This window comes from Phycicoccus sp. DTK01 (assembly GCF_017312765.1).
Classification (GTDB): Bacteria; Actinomycetota; Actinomycetes; order Actinomycetales; family Dermatophilaceae; genus Phycicoccus; species Phycicoccus jejuensis.
Map to the genome: position 1 here is coordinate 20644 of NZ_BOPU01000001.1, position 22447 is coordinate 43090.

Consider the following 22447-nt stretch of genomic DNA (forward strand, 5'->3'; position numbering starts at 1 on the left):
TCCTGCTCCTTCCGTAGCCGCGCGGCCCACCCGGCCCGCGCGGCGACCCCTCCTGTGCGAGGGGTTTTTTCATGGCCGCAGGACACGACGACGACGAGGACGAGATGAGCGACACCCCGCACCGCTACACCGCCGAGCTGGCCGGCCGCATCGAGGTCGCCTGGCAGGACCGCTGGGCCGAGCGTGGCACCTTCCACGCCCCCAACCCCGCCGGCCCGTGGGCCGAGCCCGACGCCGTCGCCGGGTACGAGGGCGGCCACCTCCTCGTCCTCGACATGTTCCCCTACCCGAGCGGCGCCGGCCTGCACGTCGGCCACCCGCTGGGCTACATCGCCACCGACGTCTTCGCGCGCTACCACCGGATGCTCGGGAAGAACGTCCTGCACTGCCTCGGCTACGACGCCTTCGGCCTGCCCGCCGAGCAGTACGCGGTCCAGACGGGGCAGCACCCCCGCAAGACCACCGAGGAGAACATCGCCATCATGGCGCGCCAGCTGCGCCGCCTCGGCCTCGGCCACGACGACCGCCGCGCCATCCGGACGATCGACCCGGACTACTACCGCTGGACGCAGTGGATCTTCCTGCAGATCTTCAACTCCTGGTACGACCACGACGCACCCCGCGAGGACGGCGGCACCGGCCGCGCCCGCCCCATCGACGAGCTCGTCGCCGAGTACCGCGACGGCACCCGCCCGCTGCCCGCCGACGACGGCCGCGGGTGGGACGACCTCTCGCACACCGAGCGTGCCGCGCTGCTGGACGCCCAGCGCCTCGTGCAGTCGGTCGAGGCCACCGTCAACTGGTGCCCCGGCCTCGGCACGGTGCTGGCCAACGAGGAGGTCACGAACGAGGGCCGCTCCGACCGCGGCAACTTCCCGGTCTTCAAGCGCCAGCTGCGCCAGTGGGTCATGCGGATCACCGAGTACGCCGACCGGCTCGCGGACGACCTCGACGGCGTCGAGTGGCCCGAGAAGGTCAAGACGATGCAGCGCAACTGGATCGGCCGCAGCCAGGGCGCCCACGTGACGTTCCCGGTCGAGACAGCCCCGGACGCGCAGGGCATCGAGGTGTTCACGACCCGCCCCGACACCCTCTTCGGCGCGACCTTCATGGTGCTCGCCCCCGAGCACCCCCTCGTCGACACCCTCGTCCCCGCCGGCGGCTGGCCCGAGGGCACCCGCGACGCGTGGACCGGCGGGCACGCGACCCCGGCCGAGGCGGTCGCCGCCTACCGCGCCGAGGCCGGTGCGAAGACCGACCTCGAGCGCCAGGCCGAGGGCAAGACCAAGACCGGTGTCTTCACCGGCGGGTACGCGACCAACCCGGTCAACGGCGCCCGCGTGCCGGTCTTCGTCGCCGACTACGTCCTCATGGGCTACGGCACCGGCGCGATCATGGCCGTGCCCGCGCAGGACGAGCGCGACTGGGACTTCGCGACCACCTACGAGCTGCCCATCGTCCGGACGGTGCAGCCGCCGGCGGACCACGACGAGTCGACCGCCTACACCGGCGACGGCCCGGCGACGAACTCCGCCAACGACGAGATCAGCCTCGACGGCCTCGGCGTGGCCGACGCCAAGGAGCGGATGACCGCCTGGCTCGAGGAGAAGGGGTACGGCCGCGGCGCCGTCACCTACAAGCTGCGCGACTGGCTCTTCGCGCGCCAGCGCTACTGGGGCGAGCCGTTCCCCGTGCTGTTCGACGAGGACGGCATCGCGTACGGCGTGCCCGCCGACCAGCTGCCCGTCGAGCTGCCGGACGTGCCGGACTACTCGCCGAAGGTCTACGACCCGGACGACGCCGACAGCGAGCCCGAGCCGCCGCTGGCGCGCGACACGGAGTGGGTCGAGGTCGAGCTCGACCTCGGCGACGGCCGCGGCACCCGACGCTTCCGCCGCGACACCAACGTCATGCCGCAGTGGGCCGGCTCCTGCTGGTACTACCTGCGCTACCTCGACCCGGCCAACGGCGACGCGCTCGTCGACCCCGCCAACGAGGACTACTGGATGGGCCCGCGCGACACCCCGGTCGCGGGCGCCCCGGCCGGCACGCGCGACCCCGGCGGTGTCGACCTCTACGTCGGCGGCGTCGAGCACGCGGTCCTGCACCTGCTCTACGCCCGCTTCTGGCACAAGGTCCTCCACGACCTCGGCCACCTGCGCTCGAGCGAGCCGTTCCGCACGTACTTCGCGCAGGGCTACATCCAGGCGCCGGCGTACCGCGACGCGCGCGACCAGCCGGTCGAGGCCAAGGAGGTCGTCGAGGGCCCCGACGGCACGTTCACCTGGAACGGCGAGCCGGTCACCCGCGAGTTCGGGAAGATCGGCAAGTCGCTCAAGAACATGGTCAGCCCGGACGAGATGTACGAGATGTACGGCGCCGACACCTTCCGGCTCTACGAGATGGGCCTCGGCCCGCTCGAGCAGAGCAAGCCGTGGGACACCCGGGCCGTCGTCGGCAGCCAGCGCTTCCTCCAGCGGCTGTGGCGCAACGTCGTCGACGAGGAGACCGGCGAGGTCGTCGTCACCGACGCCGCGCCGGACGACGCGACCAACCGCGTCCTGCACCGGACCATCGACGCCGTCCGCACCGACTACGCGGCGCTCGGCTTCAACACGGCCATCGCGCGGCTGACCGAGCTCAACAACGCCCTGACCAAGCTCGAGGGCGGTGTGCCGCGCGCGGCCGCCGAGGCCCTCGTGCTCATGGTCGCCCCGATGGCCCCGCACCTCGCCGAGGAGCTGTGGATGCGGCTGGGGCACGACGGGTCCCTGGCGCACGAGCCCTTCCCGGTCGCCGACCCGTCGCTGCTCGTGGACGACACGGTGACCTGCGTCGTCCAGGTGCGCGGCAAGGTCAAGGACCGCCTCGAGGTGCCGAGCGACATCACCGAGGACGCCCTGCGCGAGCTCGCCCTCGCGAGCCCCAAGGTGCAGGCGAGCCTCGAGAACGGGGTGCGCACGGTCATCGTCCGCGCCCCGAAGCTCGTCAACGTCGTCCCCGCCTGACCTCGGTCGGCGGGTGACCGCCGCGGCGCTGCGGATTCCGTGGCGCCGCGGCGGTCGTTCGACGGATCGAAACATGATCGTCACGCGCAACCGTTGCGAACCGGCGTCGGGTCCGGTTGAATCGCCGGAACCCGCGCGAGGAGCGACGACACGTGACGACACCGGCGACCACCGCAGCACCCCCCGCCCCGGCGGACGCGCACGACGCCGTCGTGCTGACCCGGGTCAGCAAGCTCTACGGTGACGTCGCCGCGGTCGACGACCTGACGCTCACGGTGCGCCGCGGCGAGTTCCTCTCGCTGCTCGGGCCCTCCGGCTGCGGCAAGACGACGACGCTGCGGATGATCGCCGGCTTCGAGCACCCCGACACCGGCGACATCCTCGTCGACGGGCGCAGCGTCCTCGGCGTGCCGCCGCACCGCCGGCAGGTCAACACCGTCTTCCAGGCCTACGCGCTCTTCCCGCACATGTCCGTCGCCGAGAACGTCGCCTACGGCCTCGAGCAGAAGCGCACCCCCAAGGCCGAGATCCGCGGCCAGGTCGCCGAGGCCCTCGACATGGTGCAGATGCGCGGCTACGCCAACCGCCGCCCGACCCAGCTCTCCGGCGGGCAGCAGCAGCGCGTCGCGCTCGCCCGGGCGCTGGTCAACCGGCCGAGCGTCCTCCTCCTCGACGAGCCGCTCGGCGCCCTCGACCGCCAGCTGCGCGAGGAGATGCAGGTCGAGCTCAAGCTGCTCCAGTCGCGCCTCGGCATCAGCTTCGTCTTCGTCACGCACGACCAGGGCGAGGCGCTGTCGATGAGCGACCGCATCGCCATCATGCGCGAGGGGCGCGTCGAGCAGCTCGGCGACGCCGACGCCATCTACTCCGCGCCCGTCTCCGCGTACGTCGCGGGCTTCGTCGGGCAGCAGAACTTCCTCGACGGGCGGGTCACCGACGCCGGCGCGGTCGAGACCGACCTCGGCCCGGTCCGCTCGACCCGTGGCGCACCGGTGCGGCCGGGGGAGCGCGTGCGGGTGGCCGTCCGCCCCGAGCTCGTCCGGCTCTTGGGCAGCGAGCCGGACGGGACGAGCGAGAACCGGTTGCGCGGCACCGTGATCGGCGTCGCGCACCAGGGCGAGACCCGGCAGTTCCTCGTCGACGCCGGCCGCGGGCACACCCTGCTCGTGCGTGTGCCGACCCCCGCGGCCCCCCGTCTCGGCGTCGGCGACCCGGCCTGGTGCCGCTGGGAGACCGACGACGTCCACCTGTTCCCGCACGACGGCGAGCACTCGGCGCCGCCCCCGACCTCCGTGCCCGACGGGCACGCCGGCTGAGCCCGACCACGAGGAGACCCCCGATGAGCCGTCCCGAGCAGCCCCTGCGCATCCTCGCCCACACCTCCGCCGTGCCCCGCATCCGGCGCGAGCTGACCCGCCGCGGGCTGCTCGGCCTCGCGGCCGCCGGGGGAGCCGGCCTGCTCTCCGCGTGCGGCGGGGGAGGGGGCGGCACCGGCGGCGGGGGCAACGCCACGTCCGTGCCCACCGCCGCACCGCCGAGCCAGGTCGCGACCGGCGGGCCGTTCGAGGCCTCGATCTCGATGTACTCGTGGGGCGACTACGACGCCCCCGAGGTGCTCGAGGCGTTCACCAAGGACAAGGGCCCGACGATCACGACGGACTCGTTCGGCTCCAACGAGGAGCTGATCTCGAAGCTCGTCGCCGGCAAGGGGACCGGCGGCTACGACATCGTCGTGCCGACCGGCGCGTTCATCCCGCAGATGGTGCAGAACGGGCTCCTCGCGCCGATCAACAAGGAGCTCGTGCCCAACCTGCAGCACATGGACCCGCAGTTTCTCGGCCAGGCATGGGACCCCGCCAACAACTACTCGATCTGCAAGGCGTGGGGGACCACCGGGTTCGTCTACGACCGCACGAAGATCACCCGCGAGCTGAAGACCTGGACCGACTTCGCCGACTGCGCGACCAAGGAGGCGAGCGGCAAGGTCTCGCTGCTCGACGACCCCGCCGAGATCACCGGGATCTACTACTGGGCCAACGGGATCGACTGGAACACCACCGACTCCGCGCAGATCGACGCCGCCGAGAAGTTCGTCGTCGACACCCTCGCCCCGCACGTCGCGGCCTTCGACTCCTACCCCGGTGGGCAGGCCATCCCGCAGGGCACGCAGTGGCTCATGCAGTGCTGGAACGGCGACGCGCGGATCGGCATCCAGAACAGCAAGGACCCCGAGAAGTGGCAGTGGGTGCTCGGGTCGCCGACGACCGAGCTGTGGATGGACAACTGGGCGATCGCCGCCGGCGCCCCGCACCCCGAGGCGGCGCACGCGTTCATCGACTACGTGCTGACCCCCGAGAACCAGCTGAAGAACGTCGACTACATCGGCTACCACACGGGCGCCAAGGACATCGAGGAGAGCGCGAAGAAGGCCGGGTTCGACATGCTCGACATGGTCTTCTTCACCCCCGAGCAGATCGCGACCATGAAGACCGGCGAGGTCAACGACGCCCAGCAGCGCACGGTCGACATCTGGAACAAGGCCAAGGCGGCGGCCGGTGCCTGACGGCGCCCTCGCCGCTCCGCCGCCGACCCCGACGACCCGGCGGCTGCGCGCCCCGCGCTTCGCCCTGGCCCTGCCGGCCGGCCTGTGGCTCGTGCTGTTCTTCGTCGTGCCGATCGGCACAGTCGTGTGGTTCAGCTTCGGCTACAAGCCCGGCCTGTTCGGCACCCACGCGAACGACGTCCTCTCGCTCGACCGCTACCGGGAGGCGTTGTCGCCCACCTTCTTCGCGACCTTCCAGAACACGCTGTGGGTTGGCGTGGCCGGGACGCTCCTTTGCCTCGTCGTCGGGATGCCGGCCGCCTACTGGATGGCCGTCAAGGCGCCGCCGCACCGCCGAGGGCTGCTCATCGCGCTCGTCATGGTCCCGTACTGGACCAACTTCCTCGTCCGCACGATCGGGTGGCAGGTCATCCTCGCGCCGCAGGGCTGGCTCTCCGGCCTCCTGCAGGGCCTGCACCTCACCGACGGCCCGCTCGACGTCCTCTACACGCGCGGCGCGGTGCTCATCGGCGTCGTCTACAACTACCTGCCGCTGATGATCCTGCCGCTGTTCGTCGCGTTCGACCGGGTCGGCGGGCCGCTGCGCGAGGCGAGCAAGGACCTCGGCGCGAACCGCTGGCGCACCTTCACCCGGGTCACGCTGCCGCTGGCGCGCCCCGGCATCGTCGCCGGGACCGTCCTCGTCTTCATCCCGCTCATGGGCGACTACGTGACGGCGACCGTGCTCGGTGGCGCGAAGGGCAACATGGTCGGCCAGCTCGTGGCCAGCCAGTTCCAGACCGCGCAGAACTGGGCGCTCGGGTCGGCGATGGCCGTCGTGCTCGTCGTCGTCATCACCCTGACGGTCGCCGTCATCGCGGGGCTCGTGTGGCTCGTCGGGCTGCCGCTGCGCGCGCGCCACCGTCTGGTCCTGGAGGAGGTCGCGTGAGCACCGAGGTCCGCGAGGCACGCCCCGACGACCCGCCACCGCCCGCGCCCCGACCGCGCTCGTGGACCGACCGCGCCCTCACCGTCGTCGGCGTCCTCGTCCTGCTCTTCCTCTTCGCGCCGATCGTCGTGGTCGTCGTCTACTCGTTCAACGAGGGCCGGCTCCTCATCGCCTGGGACCACTTCGGGTTCGGCTCCTTCCGGGCCCTGCTCGACCGGCCGGCCGTCCGCGGCGCCGTCGTCGTGTCGCTCCAGGTGGCCGTGCTGTCCTCGCTGCTGGCGACGCTGCTCGGGACGATGGCCGGGGTGGCCCTCGCGCGCCGGCCCGGGCGGTGGACGTGGTGGTTCATCGGCCTGCTCCTGCTCGTCTCGGTGACGCCCGAGATCGTCGACGCCGTCTCGCTCCTGCCGTGGCTGGTCTACCTCGGGTCGGACGCCGGGCTCACGGTGTTCGACGGCGGCATCGTCCGGCTCGTCGTCGGCCACTCGCTCTTCTCGACCGCGGTCGTCGCGTACATCGTGCGGGCCCGGCTCGTCGGGCTCGACGAGTCGCTCGAGGAGGCGTCGGGCGACCTCTACGCGCCGCCGGGCCGGACCTTCCGGCGGGTCACCGTCCCGCTCGCGATGCCGGCCGTCCTCGCGGGCTACCTGCTCTCGTTCACGCTCAGCCTGGACAACACGATCGTCTCGGCGTTCGTCCAGGTCTCCGGCACGACGCCGTGGCCGGTCTACGTCCTGTCGGCGCTGCGCTCCGGCCTGCGCCCCGAGATCGCCGCCGTCTCGACGGTGATGCTCGTCCTCACCCTGCTCGCCCTCGGTCTCGTCGCGTGGGTGCTCCGGCGCTCGGGCGACTCGGCCACCGACATCGCACGCACCATGGGAGGTGGATGACCGTGGTCGACATGGTCTTCTCCGGCGGACCGGTCTTCACGTCGCGGGCGGTGCGCTCGCGCCCGACCGCCGTCGCCGTCGACGACGGGCGAGTCGTCGCCGTCGGGCACGAGGAGGTGCTCGACCTCGCGACCTCGCGGACCGAGCACGTCGACCTGCGCGGCCGGATGCTCCTGCCCGGCTTCCAGGACGCGCACGTGCACCCGGTGTGGGCCGGCGTCGACATGCTGCGCTGCGACCTCACCGAGCTCTCGAGCGCCGACGCCTACCTCGAGCGGATCGCCCGCTACGTGCGCGAGCACCCCGACGAGGAGTGGGTGCTCGGCGCCGGCTGGTCGATGGCCGCGTTCCCCGGGGGCACCCCGACCGCGGCGGCCATCGACGCGGTCGTCGGCCACCGGCCGGCCTTCCTGCCCAACCGCGACGGGCACGGCGCGTGGGTGTCGTCGGCGGCGCTGCGGCGGGCCGGCATCGACCGCGACACCCCCGACCCGCGCGACGGGCGCATCGAGCGCGACGCCGACGGCCACCCGACCGGCACGCTCCACGAGGGCGCGATGGCCCTCGTCGGCAGCATCGCCCCGGAGACGACCGACGACGAGCGGCTCGAGGGGCTGCTGCGCGCCCAGGCGCACCTGCACGCGCTCGGCGTGACGGCCTGGCAGGACGCGATCATCGGCGACTACGGAGACGGCGGGAACCCGGCGCGGGCGTACCGGGCGGCCGACGAGTCCGGGCGGCTGACCGGCCGCGTCGTCGGCGCGCTCTGGTGGGACCGCAACACCGGGCTGGAGCAGGTGCCCGACATCATCGAGCGGCGGGACGCCCTGTCCACGAACCGGTTCCGCGCGACCAGCGTCAAGATCATGCAGGACGGCGTGCCCGAGAACTTCACCGCCGCGATGCTCGACCCGTACTGCGACGGCCACGGCCGGTACACCGACAACTCGGGCATCTCGTTCGTCGCCGTCGAGACGTTGCTGCCGGCCGCGGTGCAGCTCGACGCCGCCGGCTTCCAGCTGCACTTCCACGCGATCGGCGACCGCGCCGTGCGCGAGTGCCTCGACGCCGTCGAGGGAGCGATCGCCGCCAACGGCCGCCGCGACGCGCGCCACCACATCGCCCACGTCCAGGTCATCCACCCCGACGACGTCCACCGCTTCCGCGAGCTCGGCGTCGTCGCCAACCTCCAGGCCTTCTGGGCCGCGCTCGAGGCGCAGATGGTCGAGCTGACCATCCCCTTCCTCGGCGAGCCGCGCACCTCGTGGCAGTACCCGTTCGGCGACCTGCACCGCTCCGGGGCCACGCTCGCGATGGGCTCCGACTGGGCCGTCTCGACCGCCGACCCGCTCGCCGCGATCCACGTCGCGGTGACCCGGCAGATCCCCGAGGCCCACCGCGAAGGCGAGCCGGAGCACCCGGTGTTCCTGCCCGAGCAGCGGCTCGACCTCGCGACCGCGCTCACCGCGTACACCGCCGGCTCCGCGTTCGTGAACCGGCACGAGGGGACCGGCAGCATCCGGGAGGGCGCGCTCGCCGACCTCGTCGTCCTCGACCGCGACCCGTTCGCCGGGCCGCCCGAGGAGATCGGGGCCACGCGGGTGCTGCAGACCTTCGTCGACGGCCGGCGCGTGCACGCCGCCGACGACGCCTGAGGCCACCCGGAGCAGCGGGGCCGTCCCACGTCGTGGACCCGGGATGACGGGTCGCGGGCGCGTTCGTCACACTCGTCGGCGTAGGTCATGAGTGCCAGTGACAAGCCCCGGCTCGCTGGCCGGCAACCCTCCTCCGCGGTGGGGTGCCCCGGGTGACGACCTGGTCGGCGCCGCAGCGGCGTCGGCAAGCGCGGATCCCGGGCGTCCCGAGGGTCCACGAGGCCCTCAGGAGCCCCGATGTCCACGCACCACACCGCCCTCGTCGCCGCCGGCCACGCCGGCCCCTCCCCGCTGACCCGGTCCCTCCCCGCCGTCGTCGCGCCCGACCCCGTGCCCGTCGTGTCCGGGGCGCTCGTCGAGTACGCGCAGCTCGACCACGCCGCCTCCACCCCCGCGCTGGAGTCGGTGGTCCGCGCGGTCGCGACCGCCACCCGCACCTACAGCTCGGTGCACCGCGGCACCGGATGGCTCTCGCGGGTGACCAGCGCCCACTACGAGGCCGCCCGCGACGAGGTCGCGCGCTTCGTCGGGGCTCGCGCCGACGACCTCGTCGTCCTCGTGCGGACCACGACCGAGGCGACCAACCTCCTCGCCCGTGCGCTGCCGCCGGGGACGCCCGTCGTGGTGTTCGACACCGAGCACCACGCCTCGCTGCTGCCGTGGCCGGCCGCCGCGACGCACCGGCTCCCGGTGCCCGCCTCCCCGGAGGAGGCGCTCGGCCGCCTCGTGTCGACGCTCGCCGGCCTCGCGGGCGGGCCGACCCCGCTCGTCGTCGTCACCGGGGCGTCCAACGTGACCGGTGAGCTGTGGCCGGTCGAGCGCGTCGTCACCGTCGCCCGCCGGCACGGTGCCCGGGTGCTCCTCGACGCCGCGCAGCTCGTCGCGCACCGGCCGGTCGACCTCACCGCGCTCGACGTCGACTGGGTCGCGTTCTCGGGGCACAAGCTGCACGCCCCCTACGGCGCCGGCGCCCTCGTCGGGCGGGCCGACTGGCTCGACGCCGCCGAGCCCCACCTCGCTGGTGGAGGGGCCAGCGCGGCGGTCTCGGCGGACGGCGTCACGTGGGCGACGGGCGCGGCGCGCCACGAGGGCGGCAGCCCGAACGTCCTCGGGGCGGTCGCGCTGGCGGCCGCGTGCGCGGCGCTGCGCACCCACCGGGCGGCGGTCGAGGCGCACGAGGCGCGGCTCGGGGCCCGGCTGCTCGAGGGGCTGGCGGGCATCCCGGGCGTGCGCGTGCACTCGCTCTTCGGAGCCGACCACCCGCGGGTGCCGGTGGCGGCCTTCACCGTCGACGGCCTCGACAGCCACCTCGTCGCGGCGGCGCTGTCCGCCGAGCACGGCATCGGGGTGCGGGCGGGCAAGTTCTGCGCGCACCGGCTCGTCGACGCGCTCCTGGCCCGGGACGGTGACGGCGCGGTGACCGCCGTGCGCGCGAGCGCCGGCCTCGCGACGACCGACGAGCACGTCGAGCGGCTGCTCGCCGCCGTCGCCGCGCTCGCGACGGACGGGCCGGGCGTCGAGTACGTCGAGGAGCCGGGGCGGGGCTGGGTGCCGGCCGACGACCCGCGCGACCTCGACGCGCCGCTGCCCTGGTGAACCCGGGTCGGGGTGCGGCTCAGCGGCGCACGAGGTGCAGCGCGCGCCGCGGGCAGGCCGTGACCGCCTCGCGGGCGAGCGTCAGCTGGTCCTCCGGGACCGGCCCGAGGACGACCGGGTAGCCCCACTCGTCGAGGGCGATCCGCTCGGGCAGCAGCTCGGCGCACAGCCCGCGGGCGCGGCAGTCGGGCCAGTCGACGCGCAGCTCGTGGCCGGCCTCCGGCGTCGGGGCGCTCATGCGACCCTCACCGGGACGTCGGCCGTGCAGCCGCACGCGCCGAGCAGGTGCTCGTCGACGCGGTCGGCGAGCGTCGTCAGGAGGCTGCGGACGAGCCGCGAGGTGCCGTCCGGGTGCGCGCACGCCCCACGCCCGGTCACGAGGCCGGTCAGCTCCTGCACCCGGCGCCGGGTGTCGGCGCCCTCGGCGAGCCCGCGCATCTCCTCGGCGAGGGCGGGCAGCCCGTTGCGGCAGGGGCCGCAGCGGCCGGCGGTCTCGTCGGCGAGATAGCTCGTCCACTGCGCGGTGCGCGCCACCGGGCACGACCCGTCGGCGAGCGAGACGACCGCGCCGGCGCCGAGGCTCGCCCCGAGCGAGCGCAGGTGCGCCTGCGACCAGGTGAGGGAGGGCAGGTCGCGGGGGTGCAGCCACGCGCCGTGGAAGCCGCCGACGAGCAGCGGCGCGGCGAGCGCGGCCGCGTCGAGCACCTGCCACGCGCGGGCCCCGTGCTCGACCTCGACGACCGTCGCGACGTCGATGCGCCCGCGGTGGTCGGCGGGACGGGTCAGGGTGAGGAGCGTCGTGCCCGGCTCGTCGGCGGTGCCGAGCTCGGCGTAGCGGCGCGGGCCGACGAGCGCGGCGGCCGCGAGGTGCGCCCACGACTCGGCGTTGGACAGCAGCGTCGGTCGGCCCTTGTGACCGTCGACGGCCTCGGGCGCCCACGCGGTGACCGGCAGCCCGGGGCGGCCGGCCATCAGCTCGAGGACGGCCCGCGCCTGGCCGGCGACGAAGCGTCCCTCGGCGATGTGGGTGGTCCACGTGACGCGCGAGTCGCCGCGCTCGCCGATGGCGTCGAGCACGGACCGGCCGATGAGGGGACGGTCCTCGGAGGTCACGACGTGCACCCGGCGGGCGCCGAGCGCCCGGGCCGCGAGCTCGGCGCCGTCGAGGACGAGGTGTGGCGCGATGCCGAGCAGCGCCTCGTCCTTGGCGCTCGCGGGCTCGCCCTCGGCCGCGTTGACGACGACGACCGGGCGCCGCGACGGGCGCAGGCCGGATCGGTCCGCGACCGTGCGCAGCTTGCGCGCCAGCGGGAAGCCCGCGCCGCCGCGACCCCGGACCGAGCCCGACTCGGCGAGCCCGACGACGGCGTCGAGGTCGAGGCGCGGCAGGTCCCCGAAGCGCGCGCGGTGGGCGCGCAGCGAGAGGCCGTCGTCGACGCCGGAGAGCAGGAGGGGCCCGGGGCGGACGTGGACGCGGGCCGGAGGCCGGATGGTCATCGCCGGCCCCCGTCGACGGTGAGGGTGCGGACGGGGGAGGGGGCGACCCGGCGCTCGCCCCGGCTCCGTCGCCGGGCGAGCAGGACGGCGACGACGCGCCCGAGCGCGGCGACCACGACGGCCGCGACGCAGGCGGCGGTGATGGCCACCGACCACCCCAGGTCGGCGTCGGTGCCGATGCCGAGGCCGTGGACGACGCCGGCGACCCAGGCCGCGTACGTCGTGAGGTGCAGGACGAACCAGAGCCGGTGGGGCAGGCGGGAGCGGGCCAGCGAGGTGGCGACGACGACGACCGTGAGGTCGAGGGCGAGCGTGCCGAGGCCGAGCCAGAGCGGCTCGTACGTGGCGCCGAACGGGACGACCGCCTGCCACCAGCGGATGTCGACGAACTCGTCGACGACCGCGACGAGCGCGTGCGCGAGGAGCAGCAGGACGGAGACGGCGGCGAGGCCGCGGTGCAGCCCCTGCGTCACGAAGCGCGGCCACCACCGCGACACCGACCGGCCGGTCGCGAGCACGCCGAGGACGACGGTCAGCGTGAAGACGACGACGAGCACGATCCCGGTGCCGCGGTTGAGGTACCAGAGCAGCGGCGAGGTCATCGGGGGTCCTCCAGGTGGGCGGCCCGCCAGGCGGGCGTGGTGGTGACGGAGCCGTCGTGGGCGACGAGCCGGGCGGCGACCGCGCGGTCGGTCAGCCAGGCCAGGGCGTCCTCGCCGAGGACGACGGCGGCGGTCGAGGCGGTGTTGGCGGCGCAGGCCGTGGGTCCGAGCGCGGTGACGGTGCGCCACGGGCCGCCGGCCGGCGCGCCGGTGCGGGGGTCGACGATGTGGTGCCACTGGCGGCCGCCGCGGCGCCAGCGCCGTGCCGAGACGCTGGAGGTCGCGAGGCCACCGGGCCCGACCTGGACGACGAGCTCGTCGCCGCCGGCCTCGAGGTCGGCGAGGCTGTGCCCCAGGCGAACCGGCTGCGTGGACGGGGGAAGGTGGCTCGGCGCGTGCACGCGGACGTCGCCGCCGACGCTCACGAGCACGGGCACCCCGAGCTCGTCGACGACGGTGAGCGCCGCGAGGTCGGCCGCCCAGGACTTGCCGGTGGCGCCGAGGTCGAGCGACGCCCCCGGGGGCACGGTCACGGTCGTGTCGTCGACGTGGACGTCGTGCCAGGAGCCGGGGCGCGTCGGCAGCGAGGCCGGGCTCGGGTCGTCACCGGGCACGAGGGCGTAGGTGCGGTCGTAGCCCGCCCCGGTGAGGACCTCGCCGAGGGTGGGGTCGACGAGGCCCCCGGTCTCTCGGGCGGCCTCGAGCGCGACGCGCACGGCGCCGGCGAGGACGGGGGAGACGAGCACCGGCTGCCCGGGGCTCGCGTTGGCCAGCGAGAGGTCGCTGTCGGCGCGGAAGCGGCTGCAGGTCTCGTCGACCTCGTCGAGCACACCGGCCACGAGCTCGACGACGGCGTCCAACGCGCCGGGCGTCGTGCGGACGTCGACGTACGTGCCGAGGGCCCGCCACGCGGCCGCCCCGTGCTCGGGGTGGAGGCGGAGGGCGTCCGGCACCTCCACCGCGGTCATGACCCGGTGCTCGGCGGGGGCGGCGGCGGGGGCGGGGGAGCCGGCGCGGGCGCGGGGGCGGAGGAGCCGCCGCCGGACGACGAGCCGCCACCACCCGAGGAAGACCCGCCGCCCGAGGACGAGACGCCGCGGGAGGAGGAGCCGCCGGAGGACGAAGACGAGCCGCCGCCGGAGGGGGCGCTCCAGCCGCCGCCGACCCGGGCGCTGCCCGAGGCCGCGGCACGCACGATCGTCGTCTTGCCGACGACCTTCTTGTGCGTGCGCTGCTTCTCGACGACGACCGGGTGGTCCTTGGCCCAGGCGACGAGCTGGTCGTGGTACTCCTTCGCCGCCTGGGCGTCGGCCTCGGCCTTGTGCTGGGCCTTGACGGCGTCGGCCGCCGCGGTCTCGCGCGCCACGGCCGCCGTCGCGGCGCCGGTCGCCGCGACCGCGGCGGTCGCGAGCGCACCGCTGACCACGGTGAGGAGGGCGCGCGACCGGTCGCGCTGTCCTCGGCTGAGCAGGGGTTTCACCGGGGACTCCTCGGGTGTGGGTCGGGCGGGGGCAGGGTGTCCCGCCTGGATCCACGATCCCGCAGCCCGGCGCAAGGCGGGGTCATCCCGGTGTTAAGGGAGGGTCATGTGGCCGTCCGGCCGATCCCCGGGATCCCCCCTTAACCCGCTCTTATCCCACGGACGACCCGGCCTTGACCCGCGTCGCGGGACGATGGGCACCGCAGCACCTGCTGCGCCCGCACTCCGCACCCCTGCCCCGGAGGTCCCTCGTGTCCCTCACGACCACCATCGCGACCGGCACCCTCGTCGGCGGCCTCCTGGCCGTCGGCGTGTACGCCGCGACGGCGCCGTCGGACCAGGTCGCCGCGACCGTCAAGGTCGCCCCTTCCTACCCGCCGGTACCCACCCCGACCGTCACCCACCTCGCCGCCTGCGCCAAGCCCGCGAAGCTCGAGCACGGCGCCTGCGTCACGCACGTGCCCGGCCCGACGATCACCCTGCCGGCGACGAACGTGGCCGCCGCCCCCGCGCGCACCGTCTCGCAGCGCACCACGACCCGGACCACCGCGCCGACGACCGGCCCGGTGGAGCGTCCCGCGGCGACCCACGCCCCGACGACCGGCCCCACCGCCGGCGACGACGAGCACGAGGGCGAGGACCACGGCGACGAGCACGAGGACCACGGCGACGAGGACCACGGCGGCGAGCACGACGACGACTGAGCCGGTGTCCCTCCCGGCGGGAGGGACGAGCGGGTCAGCCGCGCTCGACGGTGGGCAGGGCCACCGTGACGTGCAGGCCGCCGAGGTCGGAGCGACCGAGCCCGACCTCCCCTCCGGCCTGCTCGGCGAGCCGGTGCACGATCGCCAGGCCGAGACCGGTCGAGCCGCCCGCGCTGTGCCCGCGGCCGCGCCACGGCAGCGGCATGCCCGGCCCGGCGTCCTCGACCCCGACGACGACCCGGTCGGCGCCCTGCCGGGCCACCGACACCCGGACGTCGGCGCCCTCCGGGGTGTGCGCGAAGACGTTGTCCAGCAACGTGTCGACGAGCTCGGCGAGGTCACCGTCGGCCATCGCCACCGCTGCGTCCACCCGGCCGGCGACCAGCTCGAGCCGGCGCCCCTGGTCCTCGGCGAGCGGCTCCCAGAAGGCCACGCGGGCCGCGACGACGGGGGCGGCGTCCGTCCGTGGGTCGAGCTCGGCGCTCACCGAGCGGCGGGCCTCGCGCACGACATCGTCGATGCTGCGCTGGAGGTGCTCGACGTGCACGCGCAGCCGGTCGGCGACCTCGGGGTCGGTCACGAGGTCGGTGTCGAGCCGCAGCGCCGTCACGGGGGTGCGCAGGCGGTGACCGAGATCGGCGACGACCTCGCGCTCGGCCCCGACGAGGTCGTCGATGCGGTCGGCCAGCGCGTTGAGCGCCCGGCCCAGCTCGGCCGTCTCGGGCGGACCGCCGGGCACGGCGCGGGCGCTCGTGTCGCCCTCGCGCAGCCGGTGCGCGACCTCGGCCACCTCGACGACGGGCACGCTGACGCGCCGGCCGAGGTTCCAGGCCGCCGCGACGGAGATCCCCACGAGCGCGACGCCCAGCACCCCGATCGCCAGCCACGCCTCCGGCACGCCGGCGCGCAGCTCGTCGTCGGTGACGCTGGCGACGACCACGTCGAGCCCCCCGTCGGTCGCCACCGGGGCGAGCGCGTCGAGGCCGCCCTCACGGGCGACGGTGAAGGCCGCCTTCTGCTGCCGCGCGCGCTCGACCGACGCCACGCTCGTGCCCGCGGCGAGCGAGTCCTCGCCGACGAGCCCGCCGTCCGGCTCGACGACGACCACCCGCGGTCCCTGCGCCGAGACGTCGGCGACGGTGCGCTGCAACGTCGCCGGGTCCGCGAGGGTCGCGACGAGGCGGGCCACGCTCTGCGCCTGCTCGCGGGCGCGGGTCGTCGCACGGTCCGAGGCGATGTTGGCCACGAGGAAGCACAGCGGCACGACGAACGCGACGACCACGGCCGACGTCGTGGCGGCGACGAGCCACGCGATGCGGCGAGTCATCAGCCCTCGTCGGGCGAGGCGTCCGCCGGGGCCGCGAGCCGGATGCCCACCCCGCGGACGCTGTGCAGGTACCCGGGATGAGCCGCGCTCTCGCCGAGCTTGCGCCGCAGCCACGACAGGTGCACGTCGACCGTGCGCTCGCCGCCGCCGTACGGCTGGTTCCAGACGTCCGCGAGGACGTCGCGCTTGCTGACGACCTCGCCGGCGTGCTGGGCGAGGTAGTGCAGCAGGTCGAACTCCCGGCGCGACAGCTCGAGCTGCTCGCCGCGCAGGACGACCTCGCGCGAGGCGGGGTCGATCGTCAGCTCGCCGACCTCGAGGACGGCCTCGCCGGCGTCGGACCCGGTGCGCCGCAGGACCGCTCGCATCCGCGCCTCGAGCTGGTCCATCCCGAAGGGCTTGACGACGTAGTCGTCGGCGCCGGCGTCGAGGGCGCGCACGACCGACGGGTCGTCGTCGCGCGCGGTGACGACGATGACCGGCGTCTGCCGCACGGCGCGCAGCATCGTCAGGAGGCTGTGGCCGTCGAGGTCGGGCAGGCCGAGGTCGAGCAGGACGACGTCGGGGTCGTCGGCGAGGGCCTGCTGGAGGCCGTCGAGGCCGGCGCGGGCGCTGGACACCGCGTGCCCCCGGTCGCCGAGCGACCGGACGAGCGAGGAGCGGATCGAGGGGTCGTCCTCGATGACCAGCACGTGTGCCACAGTGTGCACGGTAGAGCAGGGACGGGGTGACGCGCGTGGGCACCACACGACGCCAGCTGGTGGCGATGGTCACCGGCTGGCTGCTCGTCGTCCTCGTCGTCGGGGGAGCGACGTTCGCCGTCGTGTCGCGCGCGGGCGACGAGGTGGGGCAGGCGTCGGCGCTGCGCACCGTCGCGTCCAGCGTCCCCGAGCCGTCGGCCTCGCGCTCCGACCGGCCCACGCGCACAGCCGGATCCGGGACACCGACCCCGGACGGGTCCGATGAGCCGGAGCCGACGCAGGAGCCGTCGGGGACCCCGTCGTCGTCGGCGCCGACCCGCACCTCGGGGCCGACGCGCACCACCACCCGCCCGCCGCAGCCGCCGGCGCCCCGGACCCGCACGGCGTCCTTCTCGACGATCGGCGGGACCGTCGTCGCCTCCTGCACGGGGTCGACGATCCGCCGCGAGTCCATCACCGCGCGCGACGGCTGGCGCTTCGAGGACCAGGTGGAGCGGGGCCGCCTCGAGGTGCACTTCGCGCGGGCCGGGGGCGAGGGCTCCGAGGGCGAGCCCGGCGGGACCGAGGGAGACGACGACGACGAGGTCGAGCTGTCGGTCGTCTGCGTCGACGGTGCCCCCACCCGGCGTTCCCACTAGCCTGCGCAGGGTGACCACCGCGATCGTCACCGACTCCACCGCCTACCTCTCGCCGGGCGACCTCGAGGGGCTGCCGGTGCGTGTCGTGCCGCTCCACGTCGTCATCGGCGGGCACGAGCACCGCGAGGGCGTCGACGTCGGCTCCGACGAGGTCGCCGCGGCGCTGCACTCCTTCACGCCCGTGTCGACCTCGCGCCCGGCGCCGGCGGCGTTCGCGGAGGCCTACGAGGCGTCGGCCCGCGACGGCGCGGACGGCATCGTGTCGGTGCACCTGTCCGGGGAGCTGTCGAGCACCGTCGCCGGTGCCGGCCTCGCGGCCGGCACCGCCCCGGTGCCGGTGCGCGTCGTCGACTCCCGCGCCCTCGGGATGGCGATGGGCGAGGCGGTGCTCGCCGGCGCGCGGGCGGCCGTCGGCGGCGCCTCTCTCGACGAGGTGGCCGAGACCGTGCGGCGCACGTGCGAGGGCGCCACGGTCGTCTTCTACGTCGACACCCTGGAGTACCTCCGGCGCGGGGGCCGGATCGGGCGGGCGGGGGCGCTCGTGGGGTCCGCGCTGTCGATCAAGCCGATCCTCGGCCTGCGCGACGGCCAGATCGTGCCGCTCGAGCGGGTGCGCACCTCGAGCCGCGCCATCGCCCGGCTCGAGGAGATCGCGGTCGAGGCGGCCGAGGCCGCCGTGGCGGCCGGAGCGCCCGGCGTCGACCTCGCCGTGCACCACCTCGACTCCGCCGAGCGCGCCGAGAGCCTCGCGGGCCGGCTGCGCGGCCGGATGCCCGACGCGGGCGTGCGAGTCGTCGAGCTCGGCGCCGTCGTCGGCGCGCACGTCGGCCCGGGCACGCTCGCGGTCGCCGTCGTGCCGCGCGTGTCCTGATGACCGTCCTCGCCCTCGCCGCGCTCGCGGCGCTCGGGTTCCTCGTCGGCTCGGCCAACGTCGCGACCGTCGTGGCGCGGGCGCTCGGGGCCGACCTGCGGCACGCCGGGTCGGGCAACCCCGGGGCGACGAACGCGGGGCGGGTGCTCGGCCGGCGGTGGGGCGCGCTCGTGCTCGTCCTCGACGTCCTCAAGGCCTTCGTCCCGACGCTGCTCGTCCTGCCGTGGGCCGGCACGCTGCCGGCCCTCGTCGTCGCCGGCGGCGTCGTCCTCGGGCACGTCTACAGCCCGTTCCTCGGGGGGCGTGGCGGCAAGGGCGTCGCCTGCGCGCTCGGGGGGCTCCTCGCGGTGGCGCCGTGGGTGGCGTTCGCGGGGGTGGTCGTGTTCGCGCTCGCGCTGGCCGCGCTGCGCCGGGTGGGGGAGGCCTCGGTCGTCGCCACCGGCTTCCTCGCGGTGCTCGGGGCGGTCGCCGCCGCCGGGCTCGCGTCGACGGGGGTGGTCGGGCTGGCGCGCGACGAGGGGATCTGGCTGCTGCTCGTGTCGGTGCTCGTCCTCGCCCGGCACCGGCGCAACATGCGCGCGGCGTGGGGGCGGGTCCGGGGGCGCCGGAGCGGCTGACGTCCGTCTCCTCGGCGGGAGGTCGTCCACAGGCGGGTCGGTCGCGGCCCGTCGTCCACAGATCGCCGGCGGCCCGGTGCCGCGGGAGCGTGGGCTGCCTAGCGTCGGGGGATGCGCCAACGACCCGACCCCGACGCCCTCTCGCCCCGGGCGAGCGCGTGGCTGCGCTCGCGCTCGCGGTCGGCGGGGTGGGTGCCGGAGGTGCCGCCCGCGACGTCGGAGGCCGACGACGGGGGCGTCCTCGACGACACCGACGACGGGGTCGAGGACCGGCGACGCGTGCGGCTGCCGACCACGCTGCAGGGGGCGCGGTGGCAGCCGGGGCGCTCGGCCGTGCTCGGGGTCGTCGTCCTCGCGCTGCTCGCCGCGGTCGTCCTCGGGCTGCGCGTCGCGAGCGCGGGGTCGGACGGCGACGTCGTCGCGCCCGGGGGCGGGGCGCGGGCCGGCCCGGTCGGGGTGACGGCGGGAGCCGTCGATGTCGGGGTGCCGACGTCGTCCCTGGCGTCTCCTTCGTCGTCGTCGTCCGTGTCGCCGTCGCCGTCCGGCGAGGTCGTCGTGCACGTCGTCGGCCGCGTCCGCCGCCCGGGGGTGCGGTCCCTGCCGGCCGGTTCCCGGGTGGCCGACGCGGTCGACGCCGCCGGGGGCGCGACGGGTGGGGCCGACCTCTCGGCCGTCAACCTCGCGCGCGTGCTCGTCGACGGCGAGCAGGTGCGGGTGCCGGCGGAGGGAGAGGCCCCGGTCGCACCACCTGCGTCGCCGGGCGGGGGTGCGAGCGGGGGTGCGGCTGGCGCTCCGGCCGCGCCGGTGTCGCTGAGCACGGCCGACGCCGGCACGCTCGACGGGCTGCCGGGCATCGGGCCGGTCCTCGCCCAGCGGATCGTCGACTGGCGCACCGCGCACGGCCGGTTCTCGAGCGTCGACGAGCTCGCGGAGGTGAGCGGCATCGGCGAGAAGCTGCTCGAGCAGCTGCGGCCGCTGGTCGTGCCGTGACGCAGCCCGGGGCGCCCACCGCCGACGTGGGGGACCTGCGGCTGCTCGGCCCGGCCCTCGTCGCGTGGGCGGTGGCCGCCGCGACGCTCGGGCTCGGCTGGGGCGCACGGCAGGTCGTCGTCGGCGTCGGGATGGCGGCCTGCCTGGCCCTCCACGGGTGGGTGTTGGCCGTTCGCCGGCCGGACGGGCGTGCCGCGGTGTGGCGGTGGCCGGTCACGCTCGCCGTCGTCCTCGTCACCCTGCTGCAGGTGTCGGCCGTGGCGGCGACGGTCGCGCGCGAGCAGGGCGGTGTGCGCGAGCTCGCGACCGGGCGCGCGGTCGTGACCGCCGACGTGCTCGTCACCGGCGAGGCGATCCGCGTGGCCGCGCGTGACGGGTCGGCGCGCTTCGTCCGCGCCGGCACCGTGCAGCGGTTGACCGGTCGCGGGCGGACCGTCGCGACGTCGGCGCCCGTCCTCCTCGTCGGGGGCGAGGTGCTGCTGGCGCCGCGGTGGCACGAGACCGTCCGGGTCCGCGGACGGCTCGGGCCGATGGAGCCGGCCGACGACCGGGTCGCCACGCTCGCGGTCTCCGGGCGGCCGGTGTCGCTCGCGCCGCCGGGGGCGGTCGCGCGGGGCGCCGAGCGGCTGCGCACCGGCCTGCGCCACGCCGTCGACGACGCCCCGGCCGACGCGCGGGGGCTGCTGCCCGGCCTCGTCATCGGCGACACGAGCCGCACCCCGCCGGACCTCACCGAGGCGATGCGGGCCACGGGGATGACGCACCTGACGGCCGTCTCCGGCAGCAACGTCGCCGTCGTCACCGGGCTCGTCCTCGGCCTGTGCGCCGTCGTCGGCGTGCCGCGGCCCCTGAGGCCGGTGCTCGCGGGGCTGGCCCTCGCGGGGTTCGTCGTCCTCGCCCGCCCCGAGCCGAGCGTCGTGCGCGCGGCCGCGATGGGCGCGATCGGGCTGCTCGGGCTCAGCCGGTCGCGGCGCTCGGCCGGGCTGCCGGTGCTCGCCGGCGCGGTCGTCGTCGTCCTCGTCCTCGACCCGTGGCTCGCGCGCTCGTACGGCTTCGTCCTCTCGACCCTCGCGACGCTCGGGCTGCTCCTCTTCACCCGGCCGTGGGGCGAGGCCGTCGGGCGCCGGCTGCCTCGTCGGCTCACGCCGCTCGGCCCGGCGCTCGCCGTGCCCGTCGCCGCGCAGGTGATGACGGCCCCGGTCGTCGTGCTGCTCCAGGGGTCGGTGAGCGTCGTCGGTGTGCTCGCGAACCTCCTCGCGGCGCCGCTCGTCCCGCCCGCCACCGTCGCGGGGGTGGTCGCCTCCCTCGTCTCGCTCGTCTGGGGGCGCGGCGCCGAGCTCGTCGCGTGGGTCGGGGTGGTGCCCACGACCGGCATCGCGCGCGTCGCGCGGGCGGCCGCCGAGGTGCCGGGTGGCACGCTGCCCTGGCCGGACGGGCCGCCCGGCGCCCTGCTGCTGGCCGGTCTGCTCCTCGTCGTCGTCCTCACGGGTCGCGCCCTCGTCGCGGGCGTCGCGCGCCGGCCGGTGGCCGTGCTCGGCGTGGCGCTCCTCGCCCTGGCCTCCTTCCTGCCGACCCGGCTCGTCACGTGGCCGCCCGAGGGCTGGCGGGTCGTCGTCTGCGACGTCGGGCAGGGCGACGCGGTCGTCCTGCGCAGCGGTCCGGGACGCGGAGTGCTCGTCGACGTCGGGCCCGACCCCGCCCTCGTCGACGGCTGCCTCGACCGGCTCGACGTCACGACCCTCGACGCGGTCGTCCTCACGCACTTCCACGCCGACCACGTCGACGGCCTGGCCGGCGCCCTGCGTGGCCGCACCGTGCGGCAGGTGCTCGTCGGCCCGGTCGCCGAGCCCGCGCCGGCCGCCGCGACCGTCCGGCGCACGGCGGCCGCGGCGGGCATCCCGGTCGGCGTCCTCCACGCCGGCGACCGGGTCCGGCTCGGGGAGGTCGACGCCGTCGTCTGGAGCCCGTGGCGCCGCATCGCCGAGGGGTCGGTCCCCAACAACGGCAGCGTCGTCCTCGCGGCCCGCACCGGGGACGTCGACACGCTGCTCCTCGGCGACGTCGAGCGCGAGGCGGCGCACGACCTCCTCCTGCGCCTGCGCCGCGACCCGGCGATGGCGGCGGCCGCCCGGGGGTTCGAGCTCGTCAAGACGCCGCACCACGGCTCGTCCAACCTCGACGAGGGGCTGATGGCCGCCGTGCGCGCGCCCCTCGCGGTCGTCAGCGTCGGCGCCGACAACGACTACGGGCACCCGGCGCCGGCGCACCTCGCGCTGCTGCGTCGGCTCGGCTCGGCCGTCTACCGCACCGACCAGCGCGGCGACGTCGCCCTCGTCGAGCGCCGCGGCGGCCTGCGGGTCGTCACCGCGCGCTGAGCGGG

At 75.8% G+C, this 22447-nt stretch carries 20 protein-coding genes and 1 riboswitch; of the genes, 13 read left to right on the plus strand and 7 right to left on the minus strand.

Features of this window, described 5'->3' with window-relative positions:
- The first annotated feature begins 104 nt into the window (after nt 1-104).
- From leuS to J3473_RS00145, 7 genes are all read left to right on the plus strand, one after another.
- Complete coding sequence (gene leuS / locus J3473_RS00115; protein ID WP_207021943.1) at nt 105-3008, plus strand: leucine--tRNA ligase; 2904 nt, start codon at nt 105-107, stop codon at nt 3006-3008.
- A 152-nt stretch (nt 3009-3160) separates the two neighbouring features.
- The gene (locus J3473_RS00120) at nt 3161-4324 is read left to right on the plus strand and encodes an ABC transporter ATP-binding protein (protein WP_207021405.1); all 1164 of its coding nucleotides are present in this window, start codon (nt 3161-3163) and stop codon (nt 4322-4324) included.
- A gap of 23 nt (nt 4325-4347) precedes the next feature.
- Nucleotides 4348-5571, plus strand: a complete 1224-nt coding sequence (locus tag J3473_RS00125) for a spermidine/putrescine ABC transporter substrate-binding protein (RefSeq protein WP_207021406.1) — start codon at nt 4348-4350, stop codon at nt 5569-5571.
- A complete protein-coding gene (locus tag J3473_RS00130) occupies nt 5564-6499 on the plus strand; it encodes an ABC transporter permease (RefSeq protein WP_242525591.1) in 936 nt (311 codons plus the stop codon). The genes J3473_RS00125 and J3473_RS00130 overlap by 8 nt, the downstream gene beginning before the upstream one ends.
- Entirely contained in the window at nt 6496-7389 is an 894-nt protein-coding gene (locus J3473_RS00135) for an ABC transporter permease (RefSeq protein WP_207021407.1), read from the plus strand. The genes J3473_RS00130 and J3473_RS00135 overlap by 4 nt, the downstream gene beginning before the upstream one ends.
- On the plus strand, nt 7386-9044 hold the full coding sequence (locus J3473_RS00140; protein WP_207021408.1) for an amidohydrolase: 1659 nt from the start codon (nt 7386-7388) through the stop codon (nt 9042-9044). The genes J3473_RS00135 and J3473_RS00140 overlap by 4 nt, the downstream gene beginning before the upstream one ends.
- Nucleotides 9045-9127: 83 nt before the next feature.
- Nucleotides 9128-9241: riboswitch (SAM riboswitch) on the plus strand.
- Nucleotides 9242-9281: 40 nt separating this feature from the next.
- Nucleotides 9282-10640, plus strand: coding sequence for an aminotransferase class V-fold PLP-dependent enzyme (locus J3473_RS00145; protein ID WP_207021409.1), 1359 nt, complete (start codon nt 9282-9284; stop codon nt 10638-10640).
- A 19-nt stretch (nt 10641-10659) separates the two neighbouring features.
- Here J3473_RS00145 and J3473_RS00150 read toward each other — a convergent pair whose 3' ends face one another.
- The 5 genes from J3473_RS00150 to J3473_RS00170 are packed head-to-tail and all read right to left on the minus strand — an operon-like array spanning nt 10660 to nt 14219.
- Nucleotides 10660-10878, minus strand: coding sequence for a ferredoxin (locus J3473_RS00150; protein WP_207021410.1), 219 nt, complete (start codon nt 10876-10878; stop codon nt 10660-10662).
- Entirely contained in the window at nt 10875-12137 is a 1263-nt protein-coding gene (locus J3473_RS00155) for an NADH-ubiquinone oxidoreductase-F iron-sulfur binding region domain-containing protein (protein ID WP_207021411.1), read from the minus strand. The genes J3473_RS00150 and J3473_RS00155 overlap by 4 nt, the downstream gene beginning before the upstream one ends.
- Nucleotides 12134-12739 carry a ferric reductase-like transmembrane domain-containing protein gene (locus J3473_RS00160; protein ID WP_207021412.1) on the minus strand — a complete coding sequence of 202 codons (606 nt, stop codon included), beginning with the start codon at nt 12737-12739 and terminating at the stop codon, nt 12134-12136. Before J3473_RS00160 ends, J3473_RS00155 begins: the two co-directional genes overlap by 4 nt.
- Nucleotides 12736-13707, minus strand: coding sequence for an FAD:protein FMN transferase (locus J3473_RS00165; protein WP_207021413.1), 972 nt, complete (start codon nt 13705-13707; stop codon nt 12736-12738). The genes J3473_RS00160 and J3473_RS00165 overlap by 4 nt, the downstream gene beginning before the upstream one ends.
- Nucleotides 13704-14219, minus strand: coding sequence for a hypothetical protein (locus J3473_RS00170; RefSeq protein WP_207021414.1), 516 nt, complete (start codon nt 14217-14219; stop codon nt 13704-13706). Before J3473_RS00170 ends, J3473_RS00165 begins: the two co-directional genes overlap by 4 nt.
- A gap of 251 nt (nt 14220-14470) precedes the next feature.
- Here J3473_RS00170 and J3473_RS00175 point away from each other — a divergent pair, with 251 nt between their 5' ends.
- Nucleotides 14471-14923 (plus strand): hypothetical protein, encoded by a 453-nt coding sequence (locus J3473_RS00175; protein ID WP_207021415.1) that lies wholly within the window; start codon nt 14471-14473, stop codon nt 14921-14923.
- A 34-nt stretch (nt 14924-14957) separates the two neighbouring features.
- Here the strand turns inward: J3473_RS00175 and J3473_RS00180 are convergent, their stop codons facing one another.
- Together J3473_RS00180 and J3473_RS00185 are read right to left on the minus strand one after the other, a co-directional pair.
- Nucleotides 14958-16250, minus strand: coding sequence for a HAMP domain-containing sensor histidine kinase (locus J3473_RS00180; protein WP_207021416.1), 1293 nt, complete (start codon nt 16248-16250; stop codon nt 14958-14960).
- Nucleotides 16250-16951, minus strand: coding sequence for a response regulator transcription factor (locus tag J3473_RS00185; RefSeq protein WP_207021417.1), 702 nt, complete (start codon nt 16949-16951; stop codon nt 16250-16252). Before J3473_RS00185 ends, J3473_RS00180 begins: the two co-directional genes overlap by 1 nt.
- Nucleotides 16952-16986: 35 nt before the next feature.
- Between J3473_RS00185 and J3473_RS00190 the strand changes: the two genes are divergently transcribed.
- The 5 genes from J3473_RS00190 to J3473_RS00210 all read left to right on the plus strand — a co-directional run bounded on the left by J3473_RS00190 (nt 16987) and on the right by J3473_RS00210 (nt 22442).
- Entirely contained in the window at nt 16987-17589 is a 603-nt protein-coding gene (locus J3473_RS00190) for a hypothetical protein (RefSeq protein ID WP_207021418.1), read from the plus strand.
- Nucleotides 17590-17599: 10 nt separating this feature from the next.
- Nucleotides 17600-18460, plus strand: coding sequence for a DegV family protein (locus tag J3473_RS00195; RefSeq protein ID WP_030528083.1), 861 nt, complete (start codon nt 17600-17602; stop codon nt 18458-18460).
- Nucleotides 18460-19077 (plus strand): glycerol-3-phosphate acyltransferase, encoded by a 618-nt coding sequence (locus tag J3473_RS00200; RefSeq protein ID WP_207021419.1) that lies wholly within the window; start codon nt 18460-18462, stop codon nt 19075-19077. The genes J3473_RS00195 and J3473_RS00200 overlap by 1 nt, the downstream gene beginning before the upstream one ends.
- A gap of 111 nt (nt 19078-19188) precedes the next feature.
- Nucleotides 19189-20067: a ComEA family DNA-binding protein gene (locus J3473_RS00205; protein ID WP_207021420.1), complete on the plus strand. Its 879-nt coding sequence runs from the start codon at nt 19189-19191 to the stop codon at nt 20065-20067.
- Nucleotides 20064-22442, plus strand: coding sequence for a ComEC/Rec2 family competence protein (locus tag J3473_RS00210; RefSeq protein WP_207021421.1), 2379 nt, complete (start codon nt 20064-20066; stop codon nt 22440-22442). Before J3473_RS00205 ends, J3473_RS00210 begins: the two co-directional genes overlap by 4 nt.
- Nucleotides 22443-22447 lie beyond the last annotated feature (5 nt).

Excerpts from the sequence above, each read along its gene's own strand:
- J3473_RS00180 (WP_207021416.1), bottom strand. The coding sequence starts at position 16,250 with ATGACTCGCCGCATCGCGTGGCTCGTCGCCGCCACGACGTCGGCCGTG.
- J3473_RS00160 (WP_207021412.1), bottom strand. The coding sequence starts at position 12,739 with ATGACCTCGCCGCTGCTCTGGTACCTCAACCGCGGCACCGGGATCGTG.
- J3473_RS00140 (WP_207021408.1), top strand. The coding sequence starts at position 7,386 with ATGACCGTGGTCGACATGGTCTTCTCCGGCGGACCGGTCTTCACGTCG.
- J3473_RS00125 (WP_207021406.1), top strand. The coding sequence starts at position 4,348 with ATGAGCCGTCCCGAGCAGCCCCTGCGCATCCTCGCCCACACCTCCGCC.
- J3473_RS00145 (WP_207021409.1), top strand. The coding sequence starts at position 9,282 with ATGTCCACGCACCACACCGCCCTCGTCGCCGCCGGCCACGCCGGCCCC.
- J3473_RS00155 (WP_207021411.1), bottom strand. The coding sequence starts at position 12,137 with ATGACCATCCGGCCTCCGGCCCGCGTCCACGTCCGCCCCGGGCCCCTC.
- J3473_RS00205 (WP_207021420.1), top strand. The coding sequence starts at position 19,189 with ATGCGCCAACGACCCGACCCCGACGCCCTCTCGCCCCGGGCGAGCGCG.
- J3473_RS00165 (WP_207021413.1), bottom strand. The coding sequence starts at position 13,707 with ATGACCGCGGTGGAGGTGCCGGACGCCCTCCGCCTCCACCCCGAGCAC.
- leuS (WP_207021943.1), top strand. The coding sequence starts at position 105 with ATGAGCGACACCCCGCACCGCTACACCGCCGAGCTGGCCGGCCGCATC.
- J3473_RS00150 (WP_207021410.1), bottom strand. The coding sequence starts at position 10,878 with ATGAGCGCCCCGACGCCGGAGGCCGGCCACGAGCTGCGCGTCGACTGG.
- J3473_RS00200 (WP_207021419.1), top strand. The coding sequence starts at position 18,460 with ATGACCGTCCTCGCCCTCGCCGCGCTCGCGGCGCTCGGGTTCCTCGTC.